Source organism: Chitinophagales bacterium (assembly GCA_013816805.1).
Classification (GTDB): domain Bacteria; phylum Bacteroidota; class Bacteroidia; order Chitinophagales; family UBA10324; genus MGR-bin340.
This window is the reverse complement of record JACDDS010000019.1, coordinates 15056-41560: the sequence shown is the minus strand read 5'-3', so window position 1 is coordinate 41560 and position 26505 is coordinate 15056. Positions and strand designations below refer to the sequence as shown.

The 26505-nt window shown below is 38.3% G+C and carries 21 protein-coding genes and 1 tRNA gene; 8 read left to right on the top strand and 14 right to left on the bottom strand.

What is annotated here, in order from left to right; translation table 11 throughout:
- Positions 1–141 precede the first annotated feature (141 nt).
- On the top strand, positions 142–822 hold the full coding sequence (locus H0W62_14100; protein MBA3649654.1) for a DM13 domain-containing protein: 681 nt from the start codon (positions 142–144) through the stop codon (positions 820–822).
- Positions 823–912: 90 nt separating this feature from the next.
- On the opposite strand, the gene H0W62_14095 is transcribed toward H0W62_14100, so the two are convergent.
- From H0W62_14095 to H0W62_14085, 3 genes are all read right to left on the bottom strand, one after another.
- Complete coding sequence (locus H0W62_14095) at positions 913–1602, bottom strand: SDR family NAD(P)-dependent oxidoreductase (protein MBA3649653.1); 690 nt, start codon at positions 1600–1602, stop codon at positions 913–915.
- A 114-nt stretch (positions 1603–1716) separates the two neighbouring features.
- Positions 1717–1790 (bottom strand) — tRNA-Ile (locus H0W62_14090).
- A 127-nt stretch (positions 1791–1917) separates the two neighbouring features.
- Positions 1918–2697 carry a peptidoglycan-binding protein gene (locus tag H0W62_14085; GenBank protein ID MBA3649652.1) on the bottom strand — a complete coding sequence of 260 codons (780 nt, stop codon included), beginning with the start codon at positions 2695–2697 and terminating at the stop codon, positions 1918–1920.
- A 158-nt stretch (positions 2698–2855) separates the two neighbouring features.
- Here H0W62_14085 and H0W62_14080 point away from each other — a divergent pair, with 158 nt between their 5' ends.
- Positions 2856–3479 (top strand): HAD family phosphatase, encoded by a 624-nt coding sequence (locus H0W62_14080; GenBank protein ID MBA3649651.1) that lies wholly within the window; start codon positions 2856–2858, stop codon positions 3477–3479.
- A 1-nt stretch (position 3480) separates the two neighbouring features.
- On the opposite strand, the gene metF is transcribed toward H0W62_14080, so the two are convergent.
- Together metF and apaG are read right to left on the bottom strand one after the other, a co-directional pair.
- Entirely contained in the window at positions 3481–4434 is a 954-nt protein-coding gene (gene metF, locus H0W62_14075; protein ID MBA3649650.1) for a methylenetetrahydrofolate reductase [NAD(P)H], read from the bottom strand.
- 159 nt (positions 4435–4593) lie between these two features.
- Positions 4594–4980 carry a Co2+/Mg2+ efflux protein ApaG gene (gene apaG / locus H0W62_14070; protein MBA3649649.1) on the bottom strand — a complete coding sequence of 129 codons (387 nt, stop codon included), beginning with the start codon at positions 4978–4980 and terminating at the stop codon, positions 4594–4596.
- Between the two features lie 150 nt (positions 4981–5130).
- Between apaG and H0W62_14065 the strand changes: the two genes are divergently transcribed.
- Complete coding sequence (locus H0W62_14065; GenBank protein MBA3649648.1) at positions 5131–6006, top strand: 1-aminocyclopropane-1-carboxylate deaminase/D-cysteine desulfhydrase; 876 nt, start codon at positions 5131–5133, stop codon at positions 6004–6006.
- Positions 6007–6342: 336 nt separating this feature from the next.
- Here H0W62_14065 and H0W62_14060 read toward each other — a convergent pair whose 3' ends face one another.
- Both H0W62_14060 and thiL read right to left on the bottom strand, forming a co-directional pair.
- Positions 6343–7926, bottom strand: coding sequence for a T9SS type A sorting domain-containing protein (locus H0W62_14060; protein MBA3649647.1), 1584 nt, complete (start codon positions 7924–7926; stop codon positions 6343–6345).
- Positions 7927–7959: 33 nt separating this feature from the next.
- Positions 7960–9003 (bottom strand): thiamine-phosphate kinase, encoded by a 1044-nt coding sequence (thiL, locus tag H0W62_14055; GenBank protein MBA3649646.1) that lies wholly within the window; start codon positions 9001–9003, stop codon positions 7960–7962.
- A 129-nt stretch (positions 9004–9132) separates the two neighbouring features.
- Between thiL and H0W62_14050 the strand changes: the two genes are divergently transcribed.
- Together H0W62_14050 and H0W62_14045 are read left to right on the top strand one after the other, a co-directional pair.
- Positions 9133–9633: a YcxB family protein gene (locus H0W62_14050; protein ID MBA3649645.1), complete on the top strand. Its 501-nt coding sequence runs from the start codon at positions 9133–9135 to the stop codon at positions 9631–9633.
- 87 nt (positions 9634–9720) lie between these two features.
- The gene (locus H0W62_14045; GenBank protein MBA3649644.1) at positions 9721–15783 is read left to right on the top strand and encodes a hypothetical protein; all 6063 of its coding nucleotides are present in this window, start codon (positions 9721–9723) and stop codon (positions 15781–15783) included.
- 37 nt (positions 15784–15820) lie between these two features.
- On the opposite strand, the gene H0W62_14040 is transcribed toward H0W62_14045, so the two are convergent.
- Positions 15821–17482: a peptide MFS transporter gene (locus tag H0W62_14040; GenBank protein ID MBA3649643.1), complete on the bottom strand. Its 1662-nt coding sequence runs from the start codon at positions 17480–17482 to the stop codon at positions 15821–15823.
- A 266-nt stretch (positions 17483–17748) separates the two neighbouring features.
- Between H0W62_14040 and H0W62_14035 the strand changes: the two genes are divergently transcribed.
- Together H0W62_14035 and H0W62_14030 are read left to right on the top strand one after the other, a co-directional pair.
- The gene (locus H0W62_14035; protein ID MBA3649642.1) at positions 17749–18111 is read left to right on the top strand and encodes a hypothetical protein; all 363 of its coding nucleotides are present in this window, start codon (positions 17749–17751) and stop codon (positions 18109–18111) included.
- 53 nt (positions 18112–18164) lie between these two features.
- Positions 18165–18635 carry a hypothetical protein gene (locus tag H0W62_14030; protein ID MBA3649641.1) on the top strand — a complete coding sequence of 157 codons (471 nt, stop codon included), beginning with the start codon at positions 18165–18167 and terminating at the stop codon, positions 18633–18635.
- Positions 18636–18677: 42 nt separating this feature from the next.
- Here H0W62_14030 and H0W62_14025 read toward each other — a convergent pair whose 3' ends face one another.
- From H0W62_14025 to H0W62_14000, 6 genes are all read right to left on the bottom strand, one after another.
- Positions 18678–20225 carry a DHA2 family efflux MFS transporter permease subunit gene (locus H0W62_14025; protein ID MBA3649640.1) on the bottom strand — a complete coding sequence of 516 codons (1548 nt, stop codon included), beginning with the start codon at positions 20223–20225 and terminating at the stop codon, positions 18678–18680.
- 45 nt (positions 20226–20270) lie between these two features.
- The gene (locus H0W62_14020; GenBank protein MBA3649639.1) at positions 20271–21320 is read right to left on the bottom strand and encodes an HlyD family secretion protein; all 1050 of its coding nucleotides are present in this window, start codon (positions 21318–21320) and stop codon (positions 20271–20273) included.
- Between the two features lie 16 nt (positions 21321–21336).
- On the bottom strand, positions 21337–22671 hold the full coding sequence (locus tag H0W62_14015; GenBank protein ID MBA3649638.1) for a TolC family protein: 1335 nt from the start codon (positions 22669–22671) through the stop codon (positions 21337–21339).
- Positions 22672–22714: 43 nt separating this feature from the next.
- Positions 22715–23338: a TetR/AcrR family transcriptional regulator gene (locus H0W62_14010; GenBank protein MBA3649637.1), complete on the bottom strand. Its 624-nt coding sequence runs from the start codon at positions 23336–23338 to the stop codon at positions 22715–22717.
- Positions 23339–23410: 72 nt separating this feature from the next.
- Positions 23411–23983 carry a DNA-3-methyladenine glycosylase I gene (locus H0W62_14005; protein MBA3649636.1) on the bottom strand — a complete coding sequence of 191 codons (573 nt, stop codon included), beginning with the start codon at positions 23981–23983 and terminating at the stop codon, positions 23411–23413.
- A gap of 69 nt (positions 23984–24052) precedes the next feature.
- Entirely contained in the window at positions 24053–25879 is a 1827-nt protein-coding gene (locus H0W62_14000) for an ABC transporter ATP-binding protein (GenBank protein MBA3649635.1), read from the bottom strand.
- A gap of 248 nt (positions 25880–26127) precedes the next feature.
- Between H0W62_14000 and rbfA the strand changes: the two genes are divergently transcribed.
- Positions 26128–26484 carry a 30S ribosome-binding factor RbfA gene (gene rbfA, locus H0W62_13995; GenBank protein ID MBA3649634.1) on the top strand — a complete coding sequence of 119 codons (357 nt, stop codon included), beginning with the start codon at positions 26128–26130 and terminating at the stop codon, positions 26482–26484.
- The last annotated feature ends 21 nt before the right edge of the window (positions 26485–26505 follow it).

Here is a 26505-nt window from a genome sequence, read left to right as displayed (position 1 = left end):
GGACCTTTCTAATTTATTATCATGAAATATCCTTCCGGTAAACTGATCGTCAGTTTAAAAATATTGTAATGCGAACATTGCAAGCAATTCTAAGATGAAGCGATCACTTTATTAGAACTATCTTTAAAGTAAATTAAGAGGATGAAAAAAGGCTTTTTGATAATGATAATATTAATGGTTAGCTGTTATCTTGTTTTTGCACAGGAATGTTACCGAAATATCGATAGCTTTTTAATGGCCCCCGGCGGCTACGATATTTATGGTACTGGTTCTATAAGCGAAGATGAAAACGGACAATTAATAGTACGGTTCGATAGTAATTTTAATACCGCAGGCGGGCCTGATGTTCACGTTTTTCTTTCGAAAACATTTACAGCGCCGAATGATAATAATCCGGATAAGCTCGAAATTGGAATTCTTCAAAATACAACCGGTGCACAATCTTATATTGTTCCCTCCAATGTAAATATTGCCGATTATAGCTGGGTGCTGATTCACTGTATCACTTATGATCATTTTTGGGGAGGCGGAATGTGCGGCGGGCTTATTGGTAACTGCACTGCTTCTGGTATAGATAATCACAATCCATTGCCTCCGCAGCTACTTTGCATAAAGGGAACTGTTTTTATTAATAACCTGCCAGATAACACTTCAGCCATTAGCGTCTATGATATCCTGGGTCAAAGAATACTAGTGCAAAACTTTAACAAAGGATCTTCACCTTCCGATTATGGCTTGAATTTACAAAACCATAAAGGAATTTTTTTTCTGCATTTGAAAGCTGCTGGTATAGAAACAACTTATCGCTTCGTGCTAAATTAAGTGTATCATTTCTATAAATGGATATCCTTGCGTTGGACTATAGGCATCTGATTCAGCAAGTGTTCTGATAGCTTAAATACCTTGGATGTTTCAGGCGTTTCCATAAATTTTCAAAACTGTCTCTCTCAAAGAATCTCCTGTTTCAGAGCAAATCATCTCCATAACATCTGCAATCTGTTGAGGCTTTACCCAATTGTTAAATTCAGCATTAGGCATGCTTTTACGGTTAGCAGGTGTATCAATGGTGCTGGGAACAATTATAGTAGCAGTTACATTTTTTCCTTTAGCAGTTGCGTTCATTAATTCAGTAAGATTAAAGAGTAAGCTTTTGCTAAGTGCATACGCTATATTGGATTTCCCTTCAGAGGCTTTTATGGCCGAACGGGATCCTACGAAAATAATCTTCCCCCTACCCTGCTTCATCATATGGTTGAAAAGCGGTTTCGCCACATAATAACCAGTTTCAAAATTTAAAGAGTATTGTTTCATCAGATCCGTGCCACTCGTTTTCTCAAGAGCTCCTGATGCAAATCCTCCTGCAAGCAATAGCGCAGCATCGATTAAATGGTATTTCTGAATGATTCTTTCAACAAACTCCGAAGTTTCTGATTCATTAGCCAGATTCACGGCTGATATATCAAGATTATCATTATGGGAAATAGAATTTATTGCGCTCTCATTTGAAACGGTGGCTATCACCTGATAACCTTTCAACAAAAATTTATCTACTACCGCAGTACCTAAGTTTCCACTGGCACCTGTTATTATTACTGTTTTCATATTATAAAGGAAAAGATTTGAGCAGAGAGATCTGCATATTTATTTGCAGCCTGTAACTATGAAGAGAAATGGCAATTGTGTGTATACAAAACAGAAAAGATAAAAACCTTTAAGTGGGCCCACCAGGACTTGAACCTGGGACCTGCGGATTATGAGTCCGACGCTCTAACCAACTGAGCTATGGGCCCGAATAAAATTTTTTGAAAAGAGCGCAATTTAAGACAGTTATAAGATTTTACGAAACCGCTTTGGCGTTTTAAAGATTAGTTAATGCCTGATCAGGTATTGCAAAAGCTTAAGCAATAATCCTTTCATCTATAACATCCTGTATATCCCCCGATAGCGAAACACTTCCTGTGAATAGTCTCCGTGATAGGTGTAGCAATCGAAATCTGATTTATTATGGATCGCTTTCATCACATTACCTTGCCCGCAATTATAGGCAGCCGTAACAGCACGTTCAAAATCAATGGGTGAAAGTTGCTTTTCAACATACTCCAAAAAATTTCTTTTCTCATTCAAAACGGCTACTGCTTGCTTTGCAGTGGCTAAAGGATCCTGCCAGGCTCCTGACGCAACAAAATCAGGATAAGATGCAATATCTATTTGCCAAAAACCATAGCCGTGATAAATTGGCCCCGGGTCACCTTTACGCTGACCATAATCACCTTTCATGTTCGTACAGATAAAATTAAAATCGTGCCCCTGGTTAATATAAGAAACTATTTTAAATCCTGTTTCCCGTGCACACATTCCTGCCAGCCAGTCTTCCGTATAAGGCATACCGGACACCGCCTGCTTCATAATACCGGAAAGATTTGCTTTAATCCACTGCAAAAGCTCCTTATCTGATTTTATCTGATCGTTACCCGGTTCTTTTTCAGGGTTAAAACCAAGTTGATGCGCTTTACCAAGTGTAATACTTCCAGCTTCACCTGTTTGCTGAATATTATAATATTGTTGAAAATTTTTTGTAGCTGTAAAGGTTTTCTGATCAAAATTTCCTGATGGTTCACCACAATTAAAACCTTGCAGGTTTAAAAACTGCTGCCACTTTTTTACCAATGGATTTTTATCATTAAGCTGAAGAGCCATGGGAAATACTGCAAGTCTGATGCAATGTATTTATTATATCGGGCAAAATAGTTCCTAAACTGAATAAAATTTTATTATATGAAACGAATTAAAACAGTATTTTTTTAACGATGTAGCTATTTAATTCTTTAGTATCAATTATTAAACTAGACGTAAAAATGGAGACAATTAAAAACCTCATTTTTGATTATGGGGGAGTAATTATTGATCTGGATTACAATCGCACCAAAATTCAATTTAAAAAATTAGGAGTAGAAAATTTGGACGCACATTTTACACAAATAAAACAGACCCGGCTTTTTGATGACCTGGATACAGGCAGAATATCAAATACTGATTTTCATGCACAACTAAACCAACTATTGAACACCAAACTTTCTGATAAAGAAATTGATTTTGCCTGGAATGCTATGCTGATTGGCATTAAGCAGCAAAAATTTGAGGTTTTAAAGGAATTAAAAAAGCAATACCGTACTTTTTTATTAAGCAATACCAATGCTATTCATTTAAAAAGTATCTCTGATTATTTAATAAAATCGCATCGAAAAGAAAACCTCACTGAATATTTTGACGAAACCTATTATTCATGTGAAATTGGATTGCGTAAGCCCGGTCCTGAAATCTTTTTAAAAGTGCTCAACGATAATAATCTTAATCCATCAGAAACCCTGTTCATTGATGACAGCCTGCAGCACATAGAAGGTGCAAAAAAAGTAGGATTGAAAACTTTTCATTATAATCCTTCCATCCATTCTCTAGGTGAAATTATCTTGATTACGTAAATCAGAATACGTTGCTTACCACTGCTTTTACAGGTGCCGGATTACTCATGGTGTAAAAGTGCAACAGCGGGACATTTGCTTTAACTAACTCCCTGCACTGCTGAATGCACCATTCAATACCTACTTTACGGGCTGCTTCATCTGTTATTGTAGTTTCAAGCTCCGTTGCCAGTTCTTCAGGCACTTCTACATGAAACAACCTTGGTAAAGTATTTACCTGCTTTTTTGAAGTTATGGGCTTTATACCCGGAATAATGGGTACTTCGATTCCAATTTCGCGACATCTGTTTACAAACTCAAAGAACTTATTATTGTCAAAAAACATCTGTGTGATCACGTATTGTGCCCCTGCATCTACCTTTTCTTTGAGATACTTTAAATCCATTTTCATATTAGGTGCTTCATAATGCTTTTCAGGATATCCTGCTACGCCAATGCAAAAGTTGGTAGGTGAGACATCGGAAAGGTCTTCTTCCAGAAAAATTCCGCGGTTCATGTTAACGGCCTGCTTCATCAGATCTATAGCATGTGCATGGCCACCCGGTTCAGGATCAAAGGAATTTTCATTCCTGTTTGGATCGCCCCTGATAATTAATATATTGTCGATACCCAGAAAAGCCAGATCAATTAATGCATCCTCGGTTTCACCTTTTGTGAACCCACCACAGACCATATGAGGCACAGCATCTACATGATATTTGTTTACAATAGCTGCACAGATACCGACAGTACCGGGTCGCTTTCGGATTATAGTCTTTTCAAATAGGCCTTCCCGGTTTCGCTTGTATATGTATTCAGCGCGATGATAAGTAACATTAATAAAAGGCGGCTTAAACTCCATTAACGGATCCAAAGTATCGTAAATGGATTGAATGCTCCTTCCTTTCATTGGAGGAAGTATTTCAAACGATACCATGGTAGCATTGGATCGTTGAATATATTCGATGACTTTCACAAAGAGGTTATTTCCAAAGCGGGCAAAGATATAACACGAACGGTTAGCTTTGATGGAGGAAAGGCAACAGTAAAAAGAGTGCTAAAAACCGGAATTATTCTTTGAATAACCTATAACCGATATGAGGGTCTAATATATATCCTTTATGTCCGAGCATAACTAATTAAGCTTGAAAGGAGCAATTAATTGAAAATCAGGAATGTTGACTTTGAATTTTTTTCCATCTATTACTTTTTCCATAAGATAAGTCCCATACATTTTACCTATTTCGGTTTTCAAATGGGAACCTGATATGTACTGGTGCGACTTGCCTGGTTCGATCACTGGCTGTAATCCAACTACACCCTCGCCTTCCACTTCACGTGTAACCCCATGAGAATCGAAAATATACCAATGGCGACGAAGCAACTTTATGGTATGATCACTGCCATTCTCAATGGTGATTCGATATGCAAACATAAATTCATTATTGAGTGGCTGGGAATATTCATCCTGGTAAAAGGTTTCCACAGAAATTTTAATGCCTTCTGTGATTTTGGTAATCATTTTTAATATTTTCTTTAATTACAAAGTAAATTTAAAAATTGTTCCGAAATGGTACCGGCTATTCCTGAAATTGCTGCATATTAAATAAAAAACTCCCTGATAAGGATCAATATAACAAGAGGCCCACTCAAAAGATTACTTCATTTCATTATGACACTTCCATCACCCCTGCAAAAAATAGAGGAAACCTTTTTGAAGAAAAGAGATATTCACCTTTTCATAAAACGGGATGACCTTATTAATTCCTATGTATCGGGTAACAAGTGGAGAAAATTAAAATACAATATAAAAGAGGCAAAGAGATTGCATCAGCATACCCTGCTCACTTTTGGAGGAGCTCATTCGAATCATATTTTTTCCGTAGCAGCAGCAGGTAAAATGTTTGGATATAATACGATAGGAATCATTCGTGGCGAACGCAATGCTTCTCTAAATGATACGCTGAAGTTTGCACAGGACAGCGGAATGAACCTGCGCTTTATTTCCAGGGAACAGTACCGGTTAAAAGAAGCGGGAAATTTCCTGGCTGAACTGAAAAACAAGGTTGGTGATTTTTATGTGTTACCGGAAGGAGGTACCAATTTATTAGCTGTTAAAGGGTGTGAAGAAATTATATCAGAAATAGATATAGGCTATGATCTTATCTGCTGCCCATGCGGTACCGGTGGCACCCTTGCTGGCTTGATTACAGGATTACAAGGTAAAGAAAAAGTACTTGGGTTTTCGGTGTTGAAAGGAATGGTTAATTTGGAAAATAGTATAGAAGAACTCGTCTTTGATACCTGTAAACAAAAGTTCGATAACTGGAGTGTTAATCACAATTACCATTTTGGAGGTTATGCCAAAACAAATCAAACATTAATATCTTTTATAGAAAATTTCAGATTAAATCATAACGTTAGATTGGATCCGGTTTATACCGGTAAAATGATGTATGGTATTTACGATCTGATTAAGAAAAATTCCCTTCCTGCTCCTCTAACTATAATCGCCGTACATACCGGTGGGTTAAGGCCCTTAATTTAAAGATCATTCCATATTCATTCATAGTAAAAAAAAGGGCATTATAAGAATAGTATAACACCGTCTAATGAAAATGAACCTCATCTAATTTATAACTGCATCATTTATTTTATAAACCGGAATCTTTATCTTCGCAGAAAATCCTTAAAGTATGACTGAAAAGGAACCAAAATCGCCAACCGGCATTTATTGGATTTTAACTATAATATCTGCAATAGGTTTTATATGCTTCCTAATATTTAAACCGGAGTTTTTTTGGGTAACATTACCTTTTTTAGGTACTTTTTTCGCAGGCGCTATGAGAGCTATATGATGCTTGTACAGGATAATTTCTTATCGTTATTTCTGGATTAATATTTTTCCTTTTGCAATAATATCGTTTTCAGTTTTCAGACGGTATAAATAAATTCCTGCTTGCCATGAGCTGCAGTCTACCGTAACCATTTTATCGGAAATCATATCTTTTATCATGTCTTTTCCTAACAAATCAACGATTTGCACTTCCACTTTTTTATTTGCTGGCAATGGACTTCTATTAAGGTCTAATGTAAAATAATTTTGAGCAGGCATCGGAAATCCATTTACGTATTTATTGGCGCTATCTGGAAAAGAAATACCAACTGTTCCATCAAGCAGTACCACCCAATAATCTTTATAGCTATAGGGTGTATGATTTCCAATTACATCACCATCGTTTGATGTAGTATAACCTGCTGTTATGTAATTTCCATCCTTTAAGGTGTATACACTGTTGCACACATCATCCACTGTTCCTCCATAATTTTTTTGCCACATGAGTGATCCTAATGAATCAATTCTTAAGATCCAGAAATCCTGACCACCGTAGTTTGATGTACAATCTCCATTAGTGGAAGTGGAAAAACCTCCCAGGATAAACCCATTATCAGAAACTTTATCCATGGCCAAAACATAGTCAATGGAATCTCCTCCATAACATCGCTGCCACAAAATTTTTCCGGCCTGATCAATCTTCATTACCCAGGCATCAAACAAACCATGGTTTCCCACAACATCACCATCGCTGGAAAAAGTATATCCACAAAAAATATAATTATTGTCAGGTAATACCAATATATCATACGCATAATCATCCAGAGAGCCTCCATAGCACTGCTCCCAAAATATGTTACCAACTGCATTAAGCTTCACCAGCCAACCGTCCGTTACTCCGTGGAAACCCGTTACATCTATATTATTTGAGCTGGTAAAGCCTGTTACAACATAGCCACCGTCAGCAGTTTGCTTTACCGACTGTGCTTTATCGTATTCAGAACCTCCGTAATTTTTCTGCCATTGAATATTTCCCAGACCATCCGTTTTTACAAGCCAGAAATCACTGGCGCCATAGTTCCCGGTAACATCTCTATCAAAAGATGAGGAGCCACCGCAAAGTATCAATCCACCGTCTGAAGTAGTATCCAGTGAACCAAAATCATCATAACCTGAACCGCCATAATTCTTTGACCACGCTATAGTCCCATCTGAATTTAATTTGTTAAGCCAGTAATCCGAATTACTATAGCTCCCTATTGTATCAAATGAGCTTGAATTACCTCCTACAATATATCCTCCGTCCCGCATCTGCATTACTTTTATGGCAACATCTGATCCTACACCGCCTGTATGCCTTTTCCATAGAATATTTGACTGGGCATCAAGCTTTACGATCCACTCATCATAATTACCGCCATGCAGGTTATCTGCAGGTCTTAGAATATCTCCATCGTTCGAAGCTGAATTTCCGGCAACTACAAACCCTCCATCTGCTGATTGTATTACCGAATAAGCAATGTCATTATTCGTTCCTCCTAAAGGGTGCTGCCATGTGATTGCTGGAGGAATTTGTGAAAAAACAAAATTTCCGATTATATTAAGGAAAAGAAAAAGCACACATGTCTTCATAGCCATTCTCAGGTAGTTTACTTAAATTCCATTTTAATTTGAAGCAAAAGAATTCCAGCCCTGAGCCGTTAGGGCATGGGCGTTATTTGACTTAGTAATCAGGACTGCACCTTTTTCCTTTGTAGTGATATGCCCAATAACAGAAACGTCGGGATTATTTTTAATTTTATCGTAATCATCCGGAAAAATCGTAAAAAGCAATTCATAATCTTCTCCTCCGCTTAACGCACAGGTGACCGGATCCATCTTAAATTCTAATGCCATATTGTACGTTTCATCGGCTATAGGAATTTTCTCTTCAAAGATCCTGCAGCCTACATTTGAAGCATTACATAGATGCAGTGTTTCAGAAGAAAGTCCATCTGAGATATCTATCATTGCGGTGGGTTTCATATCTAATTCCTTAAAAAGCTGCACTATATCCCTTCGGGCTTCCGGCATTAATTGTCTGCCCACAATGTAAGTATGGTTGGAAAAATCCGGCTTTACGCCGGGATTTTCACTGTATATTTTTTTTTCTCTCTCCAGCAGTTGCAAGCCTGCATATGCCCCGCCAAGATCACCACTCACGCACAGCAGATCATTTTCCTTTGCAGTGCTTCGCAATACCATTGCATCATCAATGCATTCTCCCATTGCTGTAACTGATATTATTAATCCTTTTAATGACGAAGTGGTATCTCCTCCAATCAAATCAACACCATACTTTTTACAAGCTGCATTAATTCCATCATATAGCTCATCAAGTGCTTCTACAGAAAACCGGTTCGATACAGCTACGGAAACGGTAACCTGTTTAGGAGTTGCATTCATAGCGTAAACATCCGAGAGATTTACAATTATGGATTTATATCCTAAATGCTTCAATGGAACATATGTCAAATCAAAATGAATTCCTTCCACCAGCAAATCTGTAGTAACAACTGTAGCCTTATTTGCATCATACTGGACTACTGCAGCATCATCGCCAATACCAATTTTGCTTGAACTATTTTGCAGCCGTATGTTATTGGTAAGGTGACGTATCAATCCAAATTCGCCGAGTTCGCTAATTTCAGTCCGCCTCGTTGATTCCATTTAAAAAGTTTATTGTGCAAAGCTATTGCTTCCCGTCAGATAAAATGCCTCCACGATTAAAGAGACCACATCTATGTTGATTACATTATTACGTATTTGTAAAATTCTAAAGAAATATGTAGAGAACACATGAGAATAAATTTTCAATATACTCCCAGAAATCTCCAGCTGGCTCATGAACTTCACTATAGAAAGCTGTTCCCGCTAAAGGGCAGAATCCTTATGTTCCTTGGTGCATTTTTGATTTGGGCCGGATTGCTATTGTTCCTGATTTTAGGAAAAGAAGGGAACAAGATTATAAGCATTTCTTTGGTTGTTTATGGTATTTTCGTAATTGGCCTTCACTGGTATCTCAATAAAACGATGGGCAGAAGGGCATATCGAAAATTGAAAAATTTTTATGATCCGCTTTCAATTGATATTAATGATACAGAAATATTAATTTCTATTCAGGACCAAATACGAACAATGTTATGGAGCGATATTAACAAGGCAGTTATTTCCAATAACATGGTATTGCTTTATGTTACCGATTTGATATTTTATATTTTTCCTGGAGAAAACTTTGAAGCAGGCAGCTTTGAACAATTTGCAATTTTGGTACGAAAGAAAGTACAGAAAATTTTCTAAGTGTGATGGTATGGAAAACACCTGTTCATAGCATCTTCATTATAATTATTTTATTATGAGAATACTGGATACTATAAATTCTGCTGAATGATGTCAGATAGATTTTTGTATGCAGGTTCCTTATTCGTTGTACTTTTTCCAACCATCATTGTATTAAGCTGCCTGTTTGCCTTTCAGAAAAACCCATTGAACATGCCCACTTCCCATTATGAATTGTATGAAAAACAATGGAAAGAAGTTGATGCTTTGGAAGCACAGGGACTAACCAAATCCTCCCTGCAAAAAGCGGATGCAATTTATGCCCTCGCTAAAAAATTGAATAACACACCTCAAATAGTTAAGTCGCTTATTTATAAAGTCAAGTACAAACAAGTTTTACAGGAGGGAGGTTATGAAAAAACCTTGCTTGATTTTGAAAATGAAATTAAGCTCAGCACTTTTCCCACTAAACAGATATTACAATCGTGTGCGGCAGAATTGTATTGGAGCTATTACCAGCAAAACCGCTGGCAATTTTCTCAGCGCACGGAAACTCCTGACTTCAATAAAGAAGATCCTTCCACGTGGGATGTAATAAAGATCACGCAACGTGTTACTGAGTTATATAAAGAGTCTATTGAAAATCAAGATTCATTAAAGGAGTTACCTATTGGAGACTTTGCAGCCATTCTGGTAAAAGGTAATACCGGAGATCTGTTCCGACCCTCGTTGTATGATTTTTTAGCCAATCGTGCGCTGGATTTTTTTATGAATGATGAAGCGTATCTCACACAACCTGCAAATAAATTCGATATTACGAGTGAAAAGTTATTTGAACAGGCCAAAAGTTTTACCGGCCAAAAATTCGAAACGACCGATACTTCATCCGGAAAGTATCTTGCTCTTTTAATTCTGCAAGACCTTATTACAAGCCATTTAAATGTCAAAACTCCTGATGCCTTAGTGGACATTGAATTGAAACGATTTGATTTTTTGCGCAATAACAGTGTAAATGAATCAAAGGATAGTCTGTATCTAGAGGCTTTAAAGAAGCTCGAATTTCAATTTACCGAAGATTCTGCTTCCGCATCAGTCTCGCTGGCCATTGCACAGTTTTATTACAACCGCAGTAGTGATTATCAACCTCCACTTATTGCGGAGCACCAGTGGGATAAAAAAACTGCACTAAATTATTGTGACATTGTATTAAAAAAGTTCCCGAAAACCAATGCAGCAAAAAATTGTGAGGCGCTTCGCGAATCGATTATTTTACAGAATATTAATCTAACTACAGAGCAGGTAAATATTCCGGATCGTCCCTTTCGGGGATTGCTGCAATATCAAAATGTAAAGCAAGTCTTCTTCAGAATTATCAGGAATACAGATGCACTTAACAAGAGAAATGCCGGTGATTTAGAAAAAACGTTTGCACAATATGTTCATGAACCGGTATTACAAAGCTGGTCTCAGGCGGTAAATGATTTGGATGACTACCAGCAGCACAGCACTGAAATAAAAATTCCCGCTCTGCCTTTAGGCGACTTCATTATCATAGGAAGTACAGACGAAAGCTTTTCTGCAAAAAAAAATGGTTTGTTGCGAGTATTTACTTCAGTTTCCAATCTAGGTTATGTAAATAAAAGAGCCTCGAATAAATATCAATTTTATGTCTTTAACCGGGAAACAGGCAACCTGATTAAAAATCCAAAAGCGCGCATTTTTACGCAACAATACAATTACAACACCCGTGAGTATGATTTAAAAGAAGAACAGAACTACGTCGGTGACAATAATGGATTCATTGAAGTTGCCCCAAAGGCCGCCAATATGAATTTTAAAGTGGAATTTAATTCAGGAAAGGATACACTTACCACATCCGATTTTCTTTATTTATATCTGGTTGCAGAGCAACAAAACACCAGGACAATACATACTGTTTTTTTTACAGACCGTTCCATTTACCGCCCGGGTCAAACGATCTATTTTAAAGGCATTATACTCCAAACCGAAGGCGAAAAGAATGAGTTGATGGTTCATTTTAAAAGTACGGTTGAGCTTTACGATGTAAATGATCAAAGAATAGCATCTGTAGATCTGATGACTAATGAATATGGAAGTTTCAGTGGGTCGTTTACAGCACCCTTGAATATGCTAAACGGAGAGATGATAATTAAGGATAGCTATGGAGCTGTTTCACTGTCAATAGAAGAATATAAACGTCCTCATTTTGAAGTAACCTTCGACAGCCTGAAAGGAAATTTTCGCCTTAACCAGGAGGTACATATAACGGGTCAGGCAAGATCCTATAGCGAATCAAATTTAGCCGGAGCAGAAGTGATTTATAGAGTAGTACGACAGGCAAAATTTCCTGTTTTCTATGGACAAAAAAAATATTATCAACCCCGCTTCACACAGGCAATGGAAATCGGTAATGGACATGTACTAGCTAATGAAGAGGGCCAATTTGAAATTTCTTTTACGGCCATACCCGATCTCAAAATCCCAAAAAAGGAGAACCCGCAGTTTAATTTTATTGTGATGGCTGACGTAATTGACCTTAACGGTGAAACACACAGTGCAGAAGCAAATGTATCAGTTGGCTATATTGCTTTGAACGCAGATATTGATATTCCGGAAATTATTTCCAGGGATACTTTATACAAATTTAAAATCTCCACAAAAAATTTAAACGGAATCTTTCAGTCAGCAAAAGGAACTATCCGCTTGTATTCTTTGCAGCAACCAGATAGAATTTTCCGCAAACGCTTATGGTCAAGACCTGACCAGTTTGTAATGACCCAAAGAGAGTTTATTACAGATTTTCCAAACGATCCATATGATAATGAAGACGATTATACTACCTGGCAAAGAAAGCTGAAGGTACTCGATCAAAGTTTTGATACCGCAAAAGATTCCATGTTTTCTGCTACAAACTTCTCTCTATTGCCACAAGGGAAATATGTGTTGGAAATGGTAACACAGGATGCCTTTGGTGAAGATATAAAAGTGGTGAAATATTTTACCCTTTATTCACCTGGGGAAAATCAGATTCCCTTATCAGAAACCCTATGGATAACAGATCTTCTTCCCATTTATGAGCAGGGAGATTTAGTCCGCATAGAAGTTGGAACAAAAGAGGATGCATTGAATGTAATTTATGAAATTCAATCAGGAAACAATTTCGTAGAAAACAAAATAATCTCATTAACGGAAGGGAAAAAAGAAATCCTGATTCCAGTTTCAGAAAAGTATCGCGGTGGCTTAACTATAAGCCTGATAACGATCCAGCATGGCCGGGCTTATTCATTTACCCGAAATGTGATGGTTGCCTCGGATGACCGAAAATTAGAACTGGAATTTCAAACGTTCAGAAACAAATTATTGCCGGGTGAAAAGGAAGAGTGGAAAATTAAAATTACAGGTTTAAAAGGTGAAGTCTCAGCAGCAGAAATGGTAGCATCATTGTACGATGCCTCGCTCGATGCATTAAAGCCGCATCAGTGGGATTTTGATTTATATAAAAATAATTTTTATCCAGCCAACTCATGGATTGCCGGCAGCTGCTTTAACAGTGCAACGTCAATCTTTTACAACCCCGGCATGAACACTGTTGTGGCAGGATTTTTTGCGGAATATGATCAGCTTAACTGGTTTGGGTTTAATACAGTAGGAAGAAGGATGTATGAGCCTTTGCAAACAAGAAGAACTGATGCTGATCAATCGCAAGCCTCGGATATTGCATTGCAAAAGGACGAAATGGAGGAAAAAAATGAACCAACAGAAGACAACCTTACAGATAGTAAAAAACTGCAGCAAGACTTAACTTCTATTAGAAAAAACCTCCAGGAAACTGCTTTTTTTTATCCACAGCTACAAACCGATTCTGCCGGTGCAGTGATCATCAAATTCACAGCGCCTGAAGCATTAACACGCTGGAAATTCCTGGGATTTGCACATACTAAGGATTTGAAATATGGTATGGTAACCGGCGAAACAATAACACAAAAAGACCTGATGATTACCCCAAATGCTCCGAGGTTCTTAAGAATTGGTGACACCCTATTTTTTAGTGCTAAAGTCACAAACCTTTCGGACCATGATATATCCGGTGAAAGCATCCTGCAGCTTTTCAATGCTGCGTCAATGAAGCCGGTGGATGACTTATTTTTAAATGATAAAAATAAGCAGTCATTTTTTATAAAAAGAAATCAGAGTAATGCGCTTTCCTGGCGTATTACCGTTCCGGAAGGCATAGCTGCCGTAGATTATAAAGTGATTGCTACTGCAGGTAACCAATCTGATGGAGAAGAAAACATACTGCCTGTAATTGCTAACCAGGTACTGGTAACTGAAACTTTTCCATTTACGCTTCGCGGTTCGGATGAAAAAAGTATTTCAATAAATAAACTAATGCAATTATCATCATCAAATACGCTTAAAAATTATAGTCTTAAACTGGAAGTTACTTCGAATCCAACCTGGTATGCATTACAGGCACTTCCCTTCATGCTTGAAAATTCTTATCAATCCGCTGATCAAATTTTTAACAGGTTCTACTCCAATACGCTTGCGTCATACCTTGCAAACTCGAATCCGCAGATTAAAAACATTTTCGATCAGTGGAAAAATAGTACTCCTAATTCTTTTATTTCAAATCTTGAAAAAGATCCGGAATTGAATTCTTTAATGCTTCAGGAAACTCCCTGGATAAAAGAAGCAGTGGATGAAACGGAACGAAAAAAAAGAATTGGATTGCTCTTCGATGTAAATCGAATATCGTATGATCGCACAGCTTCTATTGAAAAGCTTAAACAGGCTCAAGGTTCAAATGGCGGATGGAGCTGGTTTCCCGGTATGCCCGATAATCGCTTTATTACCCAATACATACTTACAGGCTTTGGGCATTTGCATCATCTGGGAATAAACAAATTACCGGGTGAGGAAGAAATGATAAAGCGTGCACTTATTTACATGGATGATAGGATAAAAGATGAGTACGGGCATGAGAAGAAAAATAAAACTTTGGGAGAGGAGAACCATCTAAGTGACTACGCAATCCAGTATCTGTATGCAAGAAGCTTTTTTAAGAACGCATCAATTAAACCAGAAGCTCAGGAAGCTTTCAATTACTATTTCTCACAGGCTAAAAAATATTGGTTAAAACAAAATATTTATTTCCAGGGTATGATTGCGCTTGCACTAGAAAGGTATGGTGAACATAAAGTCTCTGTAAGCATTATTGAATCATTAAAGGAGAATGCCATCACGAATGAAGAAACAGGCATGTACTGGAAAAATAACAGTGGTGGGTATTTTTGGTACGAAGCGCCTATTGAGACACAAGCTTTACTTATTGAGGCGTTTGATGAAATTACAGGTGATCAGAAAGCAATAAATGATATCAAGCTTTGGTTGCTGAAGCAAAAGCAAACCCAGGATTGGAAAACATCAAAAGCAACAGCCGATGCCATCTATGCCTTATTATTAAAAAGCAGCTCATTAACCCTTGATGAACCTGAATTAGATATTTCCGTGGGCAGCCAGGTATTAAACCTTTCCAAAATTTCAAAGGAGTCCGGAACCGGTTATTTTAAAACAACATGGAACGGTATCGAGGTGAAACCTGAAATGGGCAATATTAAAATCACGAGACACGATGTTCCAACCGGCAATAACGGAACTGAGATTACATGGGGAGCAGCCTATTACCAGTATTTTGAAAATGCAGATAAAATTACTTACGCTGAAAATCCGCTTCACCTGCAAAAGAAATTATTTGCTCAGCGTGAAAGCCCTCATGGTCCTGTAATGGTGCTTCTTACTGAGCAATCTGCTTTAAAACCCGGCGATATTATAAGGGTCCGTATGGAGGTTACTTCGGACCGCAACATGGAGTATATTCATATCAAAGATACGCGTGCAGCATGTCTGGAACCACTGAACATTTTAAGCGGATATAAATGGCAGGATGGGTTAGGATATTATGAAGAGACTAAAGATGCCAGCACCAATTTTTTCTTTGACTATCTGCCCAAAGGAACGTATGTTTTTGAATATCCTTTACGCGTTCAGTCAAAAGGAGATTTCTCTAACGGCATCACTTCCATTGAATGTATGTATGCACCAGAGTATTCATCGCATTCAGAGGGCATTAGAGTACAGGTAAAGTAATTGCTGGAACAAATAATTCCCGATCTCTGTCGTGTCCTTATTCTCCTGTTTGTTCGTGTACAATACTATTTAACCATTTTACCATGTACCAAACGGCAAGAGCAGCTACTGCTGCAGCAATAAACAAAATCATAAAAAACCACTGCTTACCAATAAATACATCCCAGGAGCTTGCTAGCGTGCCGGCAAGTTTACCTCCGATAGCTGTGGATAAGAACCATCCTCCCATCATGAGCGCGGTCAACCGTGGCGGGGCGATTTTTGAAACCAGAGACAAGCCAATCGGGCTTAGGCACAATTCACCCACCGTAAATACAGCATAGCTCATAATAAGCCACGAAGCATTTGTTTTATCTGAATAAATGTTGACAGACCAGGCAGCAAAAACCATCACCAATGCAGACAGGCCGGAAATAAAAATTCCCCATCCAATCTTTGCAGGTGTAGTTGGTTCCTTTCTTCTTCTATGCAGCCATGCAAAGAATGCAACTATCAGCGGGGTGAAGATGATTATGAAAAACGGATTAATAGATTGGAATAATTCCGTAGAGATTAATTTCTGATTTGTGCCGGCAGCCGGCCATTTATCTTTTGGTAAATTTTGAAAATAAGGATCAACTCCTACTGTCGTTTTAACTTTTCCCTCTTCATTTGTCTGCGCCTGAAAGTACTGATCCATGATAGGAATTGTATCATGGCCGTTTGCATTTACGGTTTGCTGCATACCCAGCGCTTTAGTGAATCCTTCGGCATATGAAGGAATAGAGCGATTTGTATATGTTTGAGCCCACAATGTCTGTGATGTAGAATTTTGATTATAAATAACCCAGAAAACAATGGACACCCCAAAAATCACCAGCAAAGCCGCAATACTTTTACGGTCTTCGGGGGAACCACGCCTCCAGAGAAGAAAATAAAAAATAATTATGGGAATGGTAGCTGCCATAAAAGCATCAGACGAATCGCTGCCAAAAAGGGTTCCGGGTATCATCCATCCGATAGCACCTGCAACCAGCGCCGGAACAAACACATACAGCATGATCTTGCTGAAAGGCATATCCTCCTTTTGGACCGGCTTTCTGATGTTAGCATGCTTAACATGTTTTAGCCCGGATGCAAACCATATAAGCCCGAGCAGCATCCCTACACCTGCACCGGCAAAAGCGTATCCCCATCCATAGGTATTGCGCAGGTAAGAGGCGACAAAGTTGCAAACAAAAGCACCTATGTTTATTCCCATATAAAATATCATATAAGCAGAATCCTTCTTCGGCTTCAGATCCTCTTTGTTGTATATAATACCCAGCAGTGTGCTTATGTTTGGTTTAAAAAACCCATTTCCTACTATAATACAAAGCAGGGATAAATACATCAGCGTATTAGTTCCTGGTATCGATAAACCAAAGTAACCGGCAGCCATTAAAGTGCCACCTATAAAAATTGCACGGATGTAACCAATGAACCGGTCGGCGATCATACCTCCTATAAACGGAGAAAGGTAAACCAGCGCCACATACGAACCGACAATATCTATTGCGGTGTGGTTATCAAATCCTCTGCCTCCGTTTGATAAAGTGTCAGTAAGATACAGCAGGAATATACCCACCATTAGATAGTAACCAAAACGCTCCCACATTTCTGTAAAAAACAGCACATACAATCCTCTGGGATGACCTCTTCTAACAGGTGTATTTTCCATGGTTAAAATTTGGATTCGGGTAAAAATAGAAGAATTATTCAAAAAGTGGAAAGTAATTCGACCATAGCTGTAGGCAGCGAACAAGCAGTAACAGTATTAAATCAACCGGAATCCTTTTCAATATTTTTCGCCACCATATCTTTTTTATTATTTAAAAAAATTGATCAAACACCTAAGGTTTCCGTTATTAATTTTGATTCTATTGTATTGATATAATCAAATTCTTTATGCTTAGAATTAATTTGATTGAGTATTATAAACCGCCTATGAAAAAATACTGCTTAAACATCAGCTGGATGTTTACTTTAATAGCCTGCCACTTTACTACGAACCCGATAGAAACTAAGCTTCATCAGGTTAAAACCGGTATGCGATCCAACCAGGTAACAAGTATAATGGGATCTCCTGATGAAAAAATTGATCTTGGAAATATGCAGGATACCCTGGGAAATCAAGCCCATATGGAGGAATGGCTGTACGGAGAAAATCAATCAATCATGATTATTAACGATACCGTGAACGCGGTTACTTTTAATCGTAAAAAAATGCGGGAAAAAATTGAGCATATTATAGACTCAGCACGAAATACAGATAGATCAAAGCCCTTCTCTATCCAGCCTGATTTGTGATTTCTATCTTCCATTGCATCATCTCTACATTTATAATACATATTTTGCAAGATATGGTATTTGAATTCCGGGCCCATAAACCCAGTGCGTACTATTGGTTCGCAATTGACCTGCTGTTGCTGGTGGCGGTTAATGCAACTGTCTTATACTGTATAAAACCCTTTCTTCATAACATCAATCAATCAGTAAGTAAATCTATTATACTTGTGGTACCCTGGATCTTTCTATTATTTTTTCCATCAATAGCCGGCGCAATAATGATTTATCGTTCTTTTATCAAACAATTCCGGTTCACATTTTCAAACAACAATTTGATTGTGGAACGTGTTAAAAGAAATTCATTTTCTTCCGATCAAAAAATCTTTTTATGGAATGAAATTCTTGGATACAGAAGCAGTGACTTTGAAGACAATCACTATTTCATATTATTATTCCGGGAGAAAAAAAACAACCTTATCCTTCACCGGGATAGTGGTAACTTTGAAAATTTTTTTTCTGAGTTGAAGAGATATATTGTTCTTTAAAAAAAATATTAAAGCAAAAAATTCAGTACCCAGGAAAGTTAATTAATGGCCTCCCATTATAGGTTGCGCACTCTTTTTCAACCGAACAAAAAATAACAGTGGGATGCAGCATAAAAAGAAAACACCAATGGCTAAAAATATATCCAGATAGCTTAGCAGAAAAGCTTGTTTGGTTATTGCTCCGTCTATAGCTCTATAGGCCAACTGCTGAGCATCGCTTATTGAATATCCTTTTGCAATAAAGTTTTGCTGGTAACTGCTGATACGGTTTTGAAATGAAATACTGTAATCATTAATATAGGATACCAGGTCAGCGCGGTGAAAAGCCACACGGTGTTGCAAAAATGTTCCTACTAATGCAATACCGAAAGAGCCACCAAGTTGCCTCATCATATTGGTTAATCCTGTACCCTGCGGAATATCTTTAGGTGCAAGGCCGGATAATGCCATGGTAGTGATCGGTACAAATAATAATCCTAACCCGGCGCCCCTGATGATAAGTGGGATTACAAAATTTCCTTGTCCTACATCTGCGTTAAAACCGGACATCCAGTATACAAAAACAAAAAACAATATAAATCCTCCGGCTGACAATATCTGTGGCCGCATACCTTTTTTTAAAGCCGTACCTACAAATGGCATCATAAAACCACTGAACAAACTTCCCGGAAGTAATAATAATCCGGTCTGCTGAGCAGTAAAACCCAATAAATTCTGTGTAAAAATGGGTATGATAAATACGGTAGAAAAAAGTCCGAACCCCAGGATGAAAGTAAATATTGTACCGAGAGCTAAAGATCGGTTTCGCAATACTCTAAGGTCAACCACCGGATGCTCAGTGGTTAATTCATGCCAGACAAAACCAATAAGTCCTGCAGCAGCGCAAACAGTAAGCACAATGATGAGCCGGGACGAAAACCAATCCTCATCTTGCCCCCTTTCTAACAATGTTTGAAGAGAGCCTATACCGACAATCAGCAGCCCGATCCCAATCCAGTCAATTGTGGAGGTATCCCGCTTGTGCTCTGGCTCACGCACATATGCAACCGTGAGTAAAGCTGCAATAATGCCCAATGGAAGATTAATATAAAAGACCCATGGCCATGAAAAATGATCAGTAATATAGCCACCAAGAGTGGGACCAATTGTGGGCCCTATAATTATACCCATTCCAAACATAGCGGAGGCTAAACCCATTTCCTCTTTTGGAAATGTTTCATAAAGAATTGCCTGTGAAGATGAAAGTAAAGCGCCACCGCCTATGCCCTGTATAAAACGAAATGCGACAAGCTCCCAGATGTTGTTTGCATTCCCGCAAAAAAACGATGCAGCGGTAAATAATAATATGGAAAAGGTGAAATAATTTTTTCTGCCAAACTTTGATGAAAGCCAGCCGGTCATGGGTACAATAATCACGTTTGCAATTGCATAAGAGGTAACCACCCATCCTACTTCACTGAGAGTGGCCCCTAAATTACCCATGATCTGCGGCAGAGATACATTCACCACCGTGGTATCTATTAACTCTAGCAATGCTGCCAGGATCACTGTAATTGTGACGATCCATTTTCGACTTCCGGTTTCTGACATAGCAAAAAATTATATACAGAGGCTAATAAATTTGATCCCGCCTCTCTAATCTGATGTACTTATAGCCACATATACACTCATACCCGGCCGCAGTAGATTCAGCTCTTTATCCTTTCCAGTAAACTCTATTTTTACGGGGACCCTTTGCACCACTTTAACAAAATTACCAGAGGCATTATCCGGAGGTAACAATGCAAACCGGGCTCCTGTAGCTCCTGAAAAAGAATTTACCTGTCCCATAAATTCTTTTCCCGGGAAAGCATCGGCCGTAATTTTCACCTTCTGTCCCGGCTGAATTTCATCGACCTGAGTTTCTTTAAAATTCGCCGTTACCCATATAGAAGAATCCGAAACGATAGAAAGCAGTGGTTGCCCGGGTTGAATGAGTTGCCCTACCTGGACATTCTTTCTTGCCACCAGTCCTGTGGCTGGAGATGTAATAATTGCATACGTCAGTTGCAGCTTTGCAAAATCAACATCAGCCTGCCGCTGTTTCACCACAGACTGGGCAACAGTTACCTGTTGAAACGAGGCATCGTATTGCTTCCGGGCAGCTACCTGCTGCTTCACTACTACATTATATTGTTCATCCGCCGTTTCCTTTTCCGCCTTAAGCGCATCAAACTGTTGCTGGGTTGCGGATCCTGATGTTAACAGGTTTTGATACCTGTCATAATCTGCTTTTGTTTTCCATTGACGTACCCTGGTTGCATTTATACTAGATTTTGCTGTTTCAAAATTGGCAGCAGCAGTGGATACGCCCGCTTGTGAAACACCAACTGCAGCCTGAGCATTGGCTAATGCAGCTTCCGCCTGTACAAGCTTAATCTGTAAATCACGTGTATCAAGTAAAATAAGCGTATCACCTTCTTTTACGGGCTGGTTATCTGCAACCAGAACCCACGTAACGTATCCGCCAATGCGGGGTAGCACCGGGCTGATATTCCCGTCAATTTGCGCATCATCCGTGGTCTCATGATGCTGCGCATAAATGTATTTTGTGATGCCAAAGTAAGCAGCGACAATGAGGACTATTCCTAAGACAATAAAAGGAATTCGACTTTTTTTCTTTTTTTCAGGAACCTGGTTTTCCATTTATATAAGCTTTAAATCATTTATAGTTTAAGTTACCTGTTGATTTCAGCAACCGGTAGTAAGCAAGTACAGCATCCGCCTTTGTATTCACAGCATTTAAACGCGCAGAAAGCAATGCAACATTGGCATCGGTGAGATCTGATAATAATATCAATTGGTTCAGATAACGGTTGTTTTCAGTCGCATAATTTAAAACAGCTTCCTGAAGGGCCTGCTGGCTTAACTCGATCTTCCTGGTTGCTGAGATTGCAGTAAGATAATTATGATATACTTCCGCTTTTATTGCATCTGATTCCTGGTCATGCAACGTTTGTAATTGAAGAAGATTAGTGTTTGCTTCCTCTATTTTATACTTATTAGTAAATAAACCGGTGATATCCCACGCTATTCCGATGCCTGCATCCCAGGTACCTACCCACTTTTGCTCACTGGGAATTACCCTTATGTTGGGGTTAGCATAGTAGCCATTAGCGGTAAAATTTACAGAAGGGTAATAGTTACCCCTGGATATTTTAATATTTTTTACTGCGGCATCTGCCCGCAAATCACTGGCCTTTAACTCAGGTCTGCTTCTAAGTGCCTCCTCTAAATAATAGTCGTAAGATTTTATTTCTAAAGGTTGAACCAGGGCAGCCGTATCTGTCTGTATTACATTTTCAGGTGGCATGCCTAACTGGAGGGACAGGTTGAAAGAAGCCATTTTAACGGCATTTTCTGCATCCAGCAGAGACTGCTGAGCATTTGATTTCTCCAATTGCACTTTCAGCACATCATTTTTTAAAGCCATTCCTGCTTTCTCAAAATCAGAAACTTCTTTCAAGTGCTGGTCAATCTGAAGTATATTATTCCTGTTTACATCCAGATTAAGCTGTGCTTTATATAAATTGATGTAAAGAGTTACAAGATCTATAACAACAACAAGTGAATCTATTTGCGAATCAACTTGTGAAGCAAGGATATTATCCCGGAAAAGCTCTGTAGCAGCTTTCAGACGAAAACCTGCAAATATGGGTTGTGCCAAAGAAATGCGTGAGTAGTAATTATTTACAAGTGAAGGAAATGAAAAACCTCCTTCCTGCCCCGGTATATGGATGAGGGGTTCATTCACGTTACTGAGGCGGGTATAGCTTGCACTTAAGTTTAATTGTGGGTATATAGAAGACCTTATTTCGTAATACCGGGCTTTTTGAACGTCGGTTTTATAGTGCGATATTTTTAATGTCTTATTATAATTCAATCCTTTCAGGATCACTTCATCGAGAGTAATTACCGTTGCAGTTTGTGCGAAAACTTGCGAATGAACAAACAGCCCGAGAAAACTGATACCTGCAAAAAAAATTTGTTTTAGCATATTTTCTGTTTCAAAACATTTCACAAATCCAAAAGTTTATATTTCACCTGACTTTTCTTTTTACACTTAAATACACATACAACCAATCTTTTAAATATGCTTTCAGTCTTACCAGTAATGACGGATACAATTGATTTACATTTTTTTTACCACTCATCCTGAGCGTTAGCTTTTCTGAGATAAGCAATGAATTTATGGTGCCAAAAATACTTGTGATGCTAAGATCGATATCCACTTTGCGGAAATAGCCGCTCTTAATTCCCTGTTCAATTATTTTATATATTTTTCTTTTATTTTGAAACAAAAGCTCTCCAATCTTTTCATTTAATTCAGGGCGCTGATCGAGTGTGAGCTCCCGCCACATAATCCTGTGGAAACGACGGTAGGTCATGATATTTTCCACAAAAACATCTATGATAACCTCCATTTTTTCTACAGGGTTTTTCATCTCCTCTTCGGCACGGTCTATAACAATACCGGTTTTTTCAGTTTTTCGGCGCACCAGCTCCTCGAACATTTTTTCCTTTGATCCGAAATAGTAAGAAACCATGGCTACATTCATGTGGGCCTTCTGGGCCAGCATCCGTGTTGAAGTGCCTTCAAAACCTTTTTCACCAAAGAGTTCCTCTGCAGCAGTGAGTAATTGCTCCCTTTTGTCTGTTGCCATATTACAATTGCCCGCAAAATTAATTAAACACTTGTTTTAAACAAATGTTTAACTATTTATTTTGGATTTTTTTTAAACTTGACCGGCAGGCTTTGATACAGACAATGACCAGGGCGGACTTTGCTTTAATATTATTTTGTAAACAGGGCAATTCTTATCGTGGGCCCCGGGTAAATAGCCTGTGCTCATCAAAAATTCATTTATAATTTCGACACCTGTAAATAAAAAAGTCTCTTTAAAAATTTTAACCCAATTTTCTTTTGTTTGAGGATGATGATGATCCAGCCATTGTTTGAATGATCTATACCTTTTTTGAAGCGTTCTAATTCGCTTCGCGTTTTCTATAGCTGCTGCAATCTTGAGTCGATTGCGAATAATGCCGGCATCATTCAATAATCTGTTTACATCCTTTTCTTTATATAATGCAACTGTACTTATATTGAATTCATGAAAAGCTTTTTCAAAATTTTCTTTCTTGTTCAGAATAGTAGACCAGGAAAGACCGGCCTGGTTTATTTCAAGAATTAATCTTTCAAACAATAAATTATCATCATCAATAGGAAAGCCATACTCATTGTCATGATATTTTTTATGGACACTTTCAGAGTCCATTGTCCTCACTGCTGCACAATAGGAATTTGCCATATGTTTTCAAATTATTTCAAGTAAGCCTGTACCGGAAACACATTTAAAGTGCCGGGAGTATGAATTATACTAAAGCATTTGCAAGTCGACCAGGTGTTTGTATAATCCATTTTTTGCAATCAGTGCAGCATGCGTACCCTGTTCTTCCAGACAGCCCTTTCGAAGCACCATTATTTCGTCAGCGTTCTGAATAGTGGACAGGCGGTGTGCGATCACAATGCTTGTCCGGTTTTTCATCAGCTTAAATAATGCGTCTTGCACCAGTCTTTCTGATTCTGTGTCTAATGATGAAGTTGCTTCATCCAAAATCAGGATGGGCGGATTTTTTAAAACTGCTCTTGCAATGGTAAGGCGCTGCTTCTCTCCGCCGCTTAATTTACTTCCCCGGTCACCTATAAATGTGTGGTATCCCTTTTCCATACGCATAATAAAGTCATGTGCATTAGCGACAGTTGCAGCATAGTGCACGTCTTCATCAGAAACATCCTTTATTCCAAAGGCTATGTTATTAAATACCGTATCATTAAATAAAATAGGTTCCTGTGTAACAATACCCATCATATTTCTTAAATCTTTCAACCTGAAACTCTTGATATTAACCCCATCCAGTAAGATTTCACCTTCCGTAGGATCATAAAATCTCGGGAGTAGATCTGCCAATGTGGTTTTACCCGAACCGGACGGCCCGACTAAAGCTATCACCATTCCTTTATTAATGGTTATACTTACGTGGTTTAAAGCAAACCGTTTTTCTTCATAACCAAACGATACATTTTTGTATTCAATCTTCCGGCTGAACGCATCCAATGGCATGGCTTCGTGACTATCCAAAATCATTATAGGGGAATCTACAATAGCTATTACCCGTTCACCTGCTGCCAGACCCCGCTGTATACTGGTAACAGCTCCCGAAATATTTCTGGCGGGTGTTAATATTTGGGAATATAATGCAATGTAAGCTATCAGTGAGCTGGCAGAAATGCCTGAGTCATGGTGCAGCACCATTAATCCTCCATAAATAATTACAACAATCACTACTGAGATACCCAGGAATTCGGCGGATGGTGCAGCAAGCTCGCGTTTATTAACCTGGGATTTAACAAGGCTTCTAAACTCATCATTTTCCGTTTTAAACTTTTTTTGCTGCAGCCATTCAGCATTAAATGCACGAATAATTTTTGAACCGCTGATGGTCTCTTCAGTCACAGATAATATATTTCCAAGCACTTGCTGAATAGATCCCGCCTCTTTTTTCAATCGTCTTGTAAAGGAACTGATAAGGAAACCGGAAACAGGCAGAAATAAAATGGTGAAAAAGGTAAGCTGTGCTGATATAGCAAATAACAAAATGAAGTACGCTATAATAGTGAAGGGGTCTCTGAAGATTACCTGCATGGAGGAGACTACTGAATTTTCAACTTCCTGCACATCGTTTGAGATGATTGAAAGAAGGTTTCCTTTTTTCTGACGCTGAAAAAATCCGGGGTCGAGGGTAACGTATTTTTCATGTACCTCCTGTCTCAGGTTCCGGATCAGGCGCGTTCGCATGCGGGTAAGTACACGCTGAGCCCAATACCTGAAAATGTTGGCAAAAAGATTACAAACCAGAATTAATGCGCATACATATTTTAACGCTCCTTCTTTGCCGCTGCTTGCAAGGATGGTATTAAAATAGTAATTGAAAAGTGAAATAAAATAAGAAGCAGAAAAGGAAAAAGAAGGTTTTATAAATTGCTCATGCACCGTTGCGCCTCCGAACAAAACATTTAGTAAAGGAATAAGCAACGAAAAGTTTACAGCTCCGAACAGAATACTTAATGTAGCCAACACTATATATTCAGGAAGAAAGCCTGAATAAGGTTTTGAGAAAGAAAGCAGGCGGAAATAGGTTTTCACAATAAATCCAGGCTTTCATACATTGAACATTCGATTTCATGAAATGCTGCCGCCTGGCAAATTATTGGCGATGTAACCGGAGATAATTTGTTTTTGATTAAAAAATACATATTCATATAAGTACCGGAAAATTCAAAGATCATAAACTTTCCCGTTTCAAAAACTGCTATTTATAATTACATAAAAAATATTCCTGCTGTTGCACATTATTGCATTAAATTCGTTTCTATTGGTATTAAACTGAAGGGATGGAAACGATAAAGCAGAAAAAAATAGCAAAGCTGGTGAAAGAAGTGCTGAGTGATATTTTTCAGCGGGAAAACCTTTCGATGGCTCAGGGCGGTATGATGACTATATCGCATGTTACTATGTCTCCTGATTTGCTGATTGCAAAAATTTATTTGAGCTTATTTCAAATAAAAGATCAGGATAAGTTTATTAAAGAGATAGAGGCGTCGGAAAATGAACTTCGTCACAAGCTCGGTAATAAAATCCGCAACCAGGTTCGCCGAATTCCTGAATTGCATTTTTATTTGGATGATTCTCTCGAACAAGTATTCCGTATAGAGGAAATTTTCAAACAGATCAAGAAAAATGATATGTGAAGAACTGGTTGAGCAATAGAA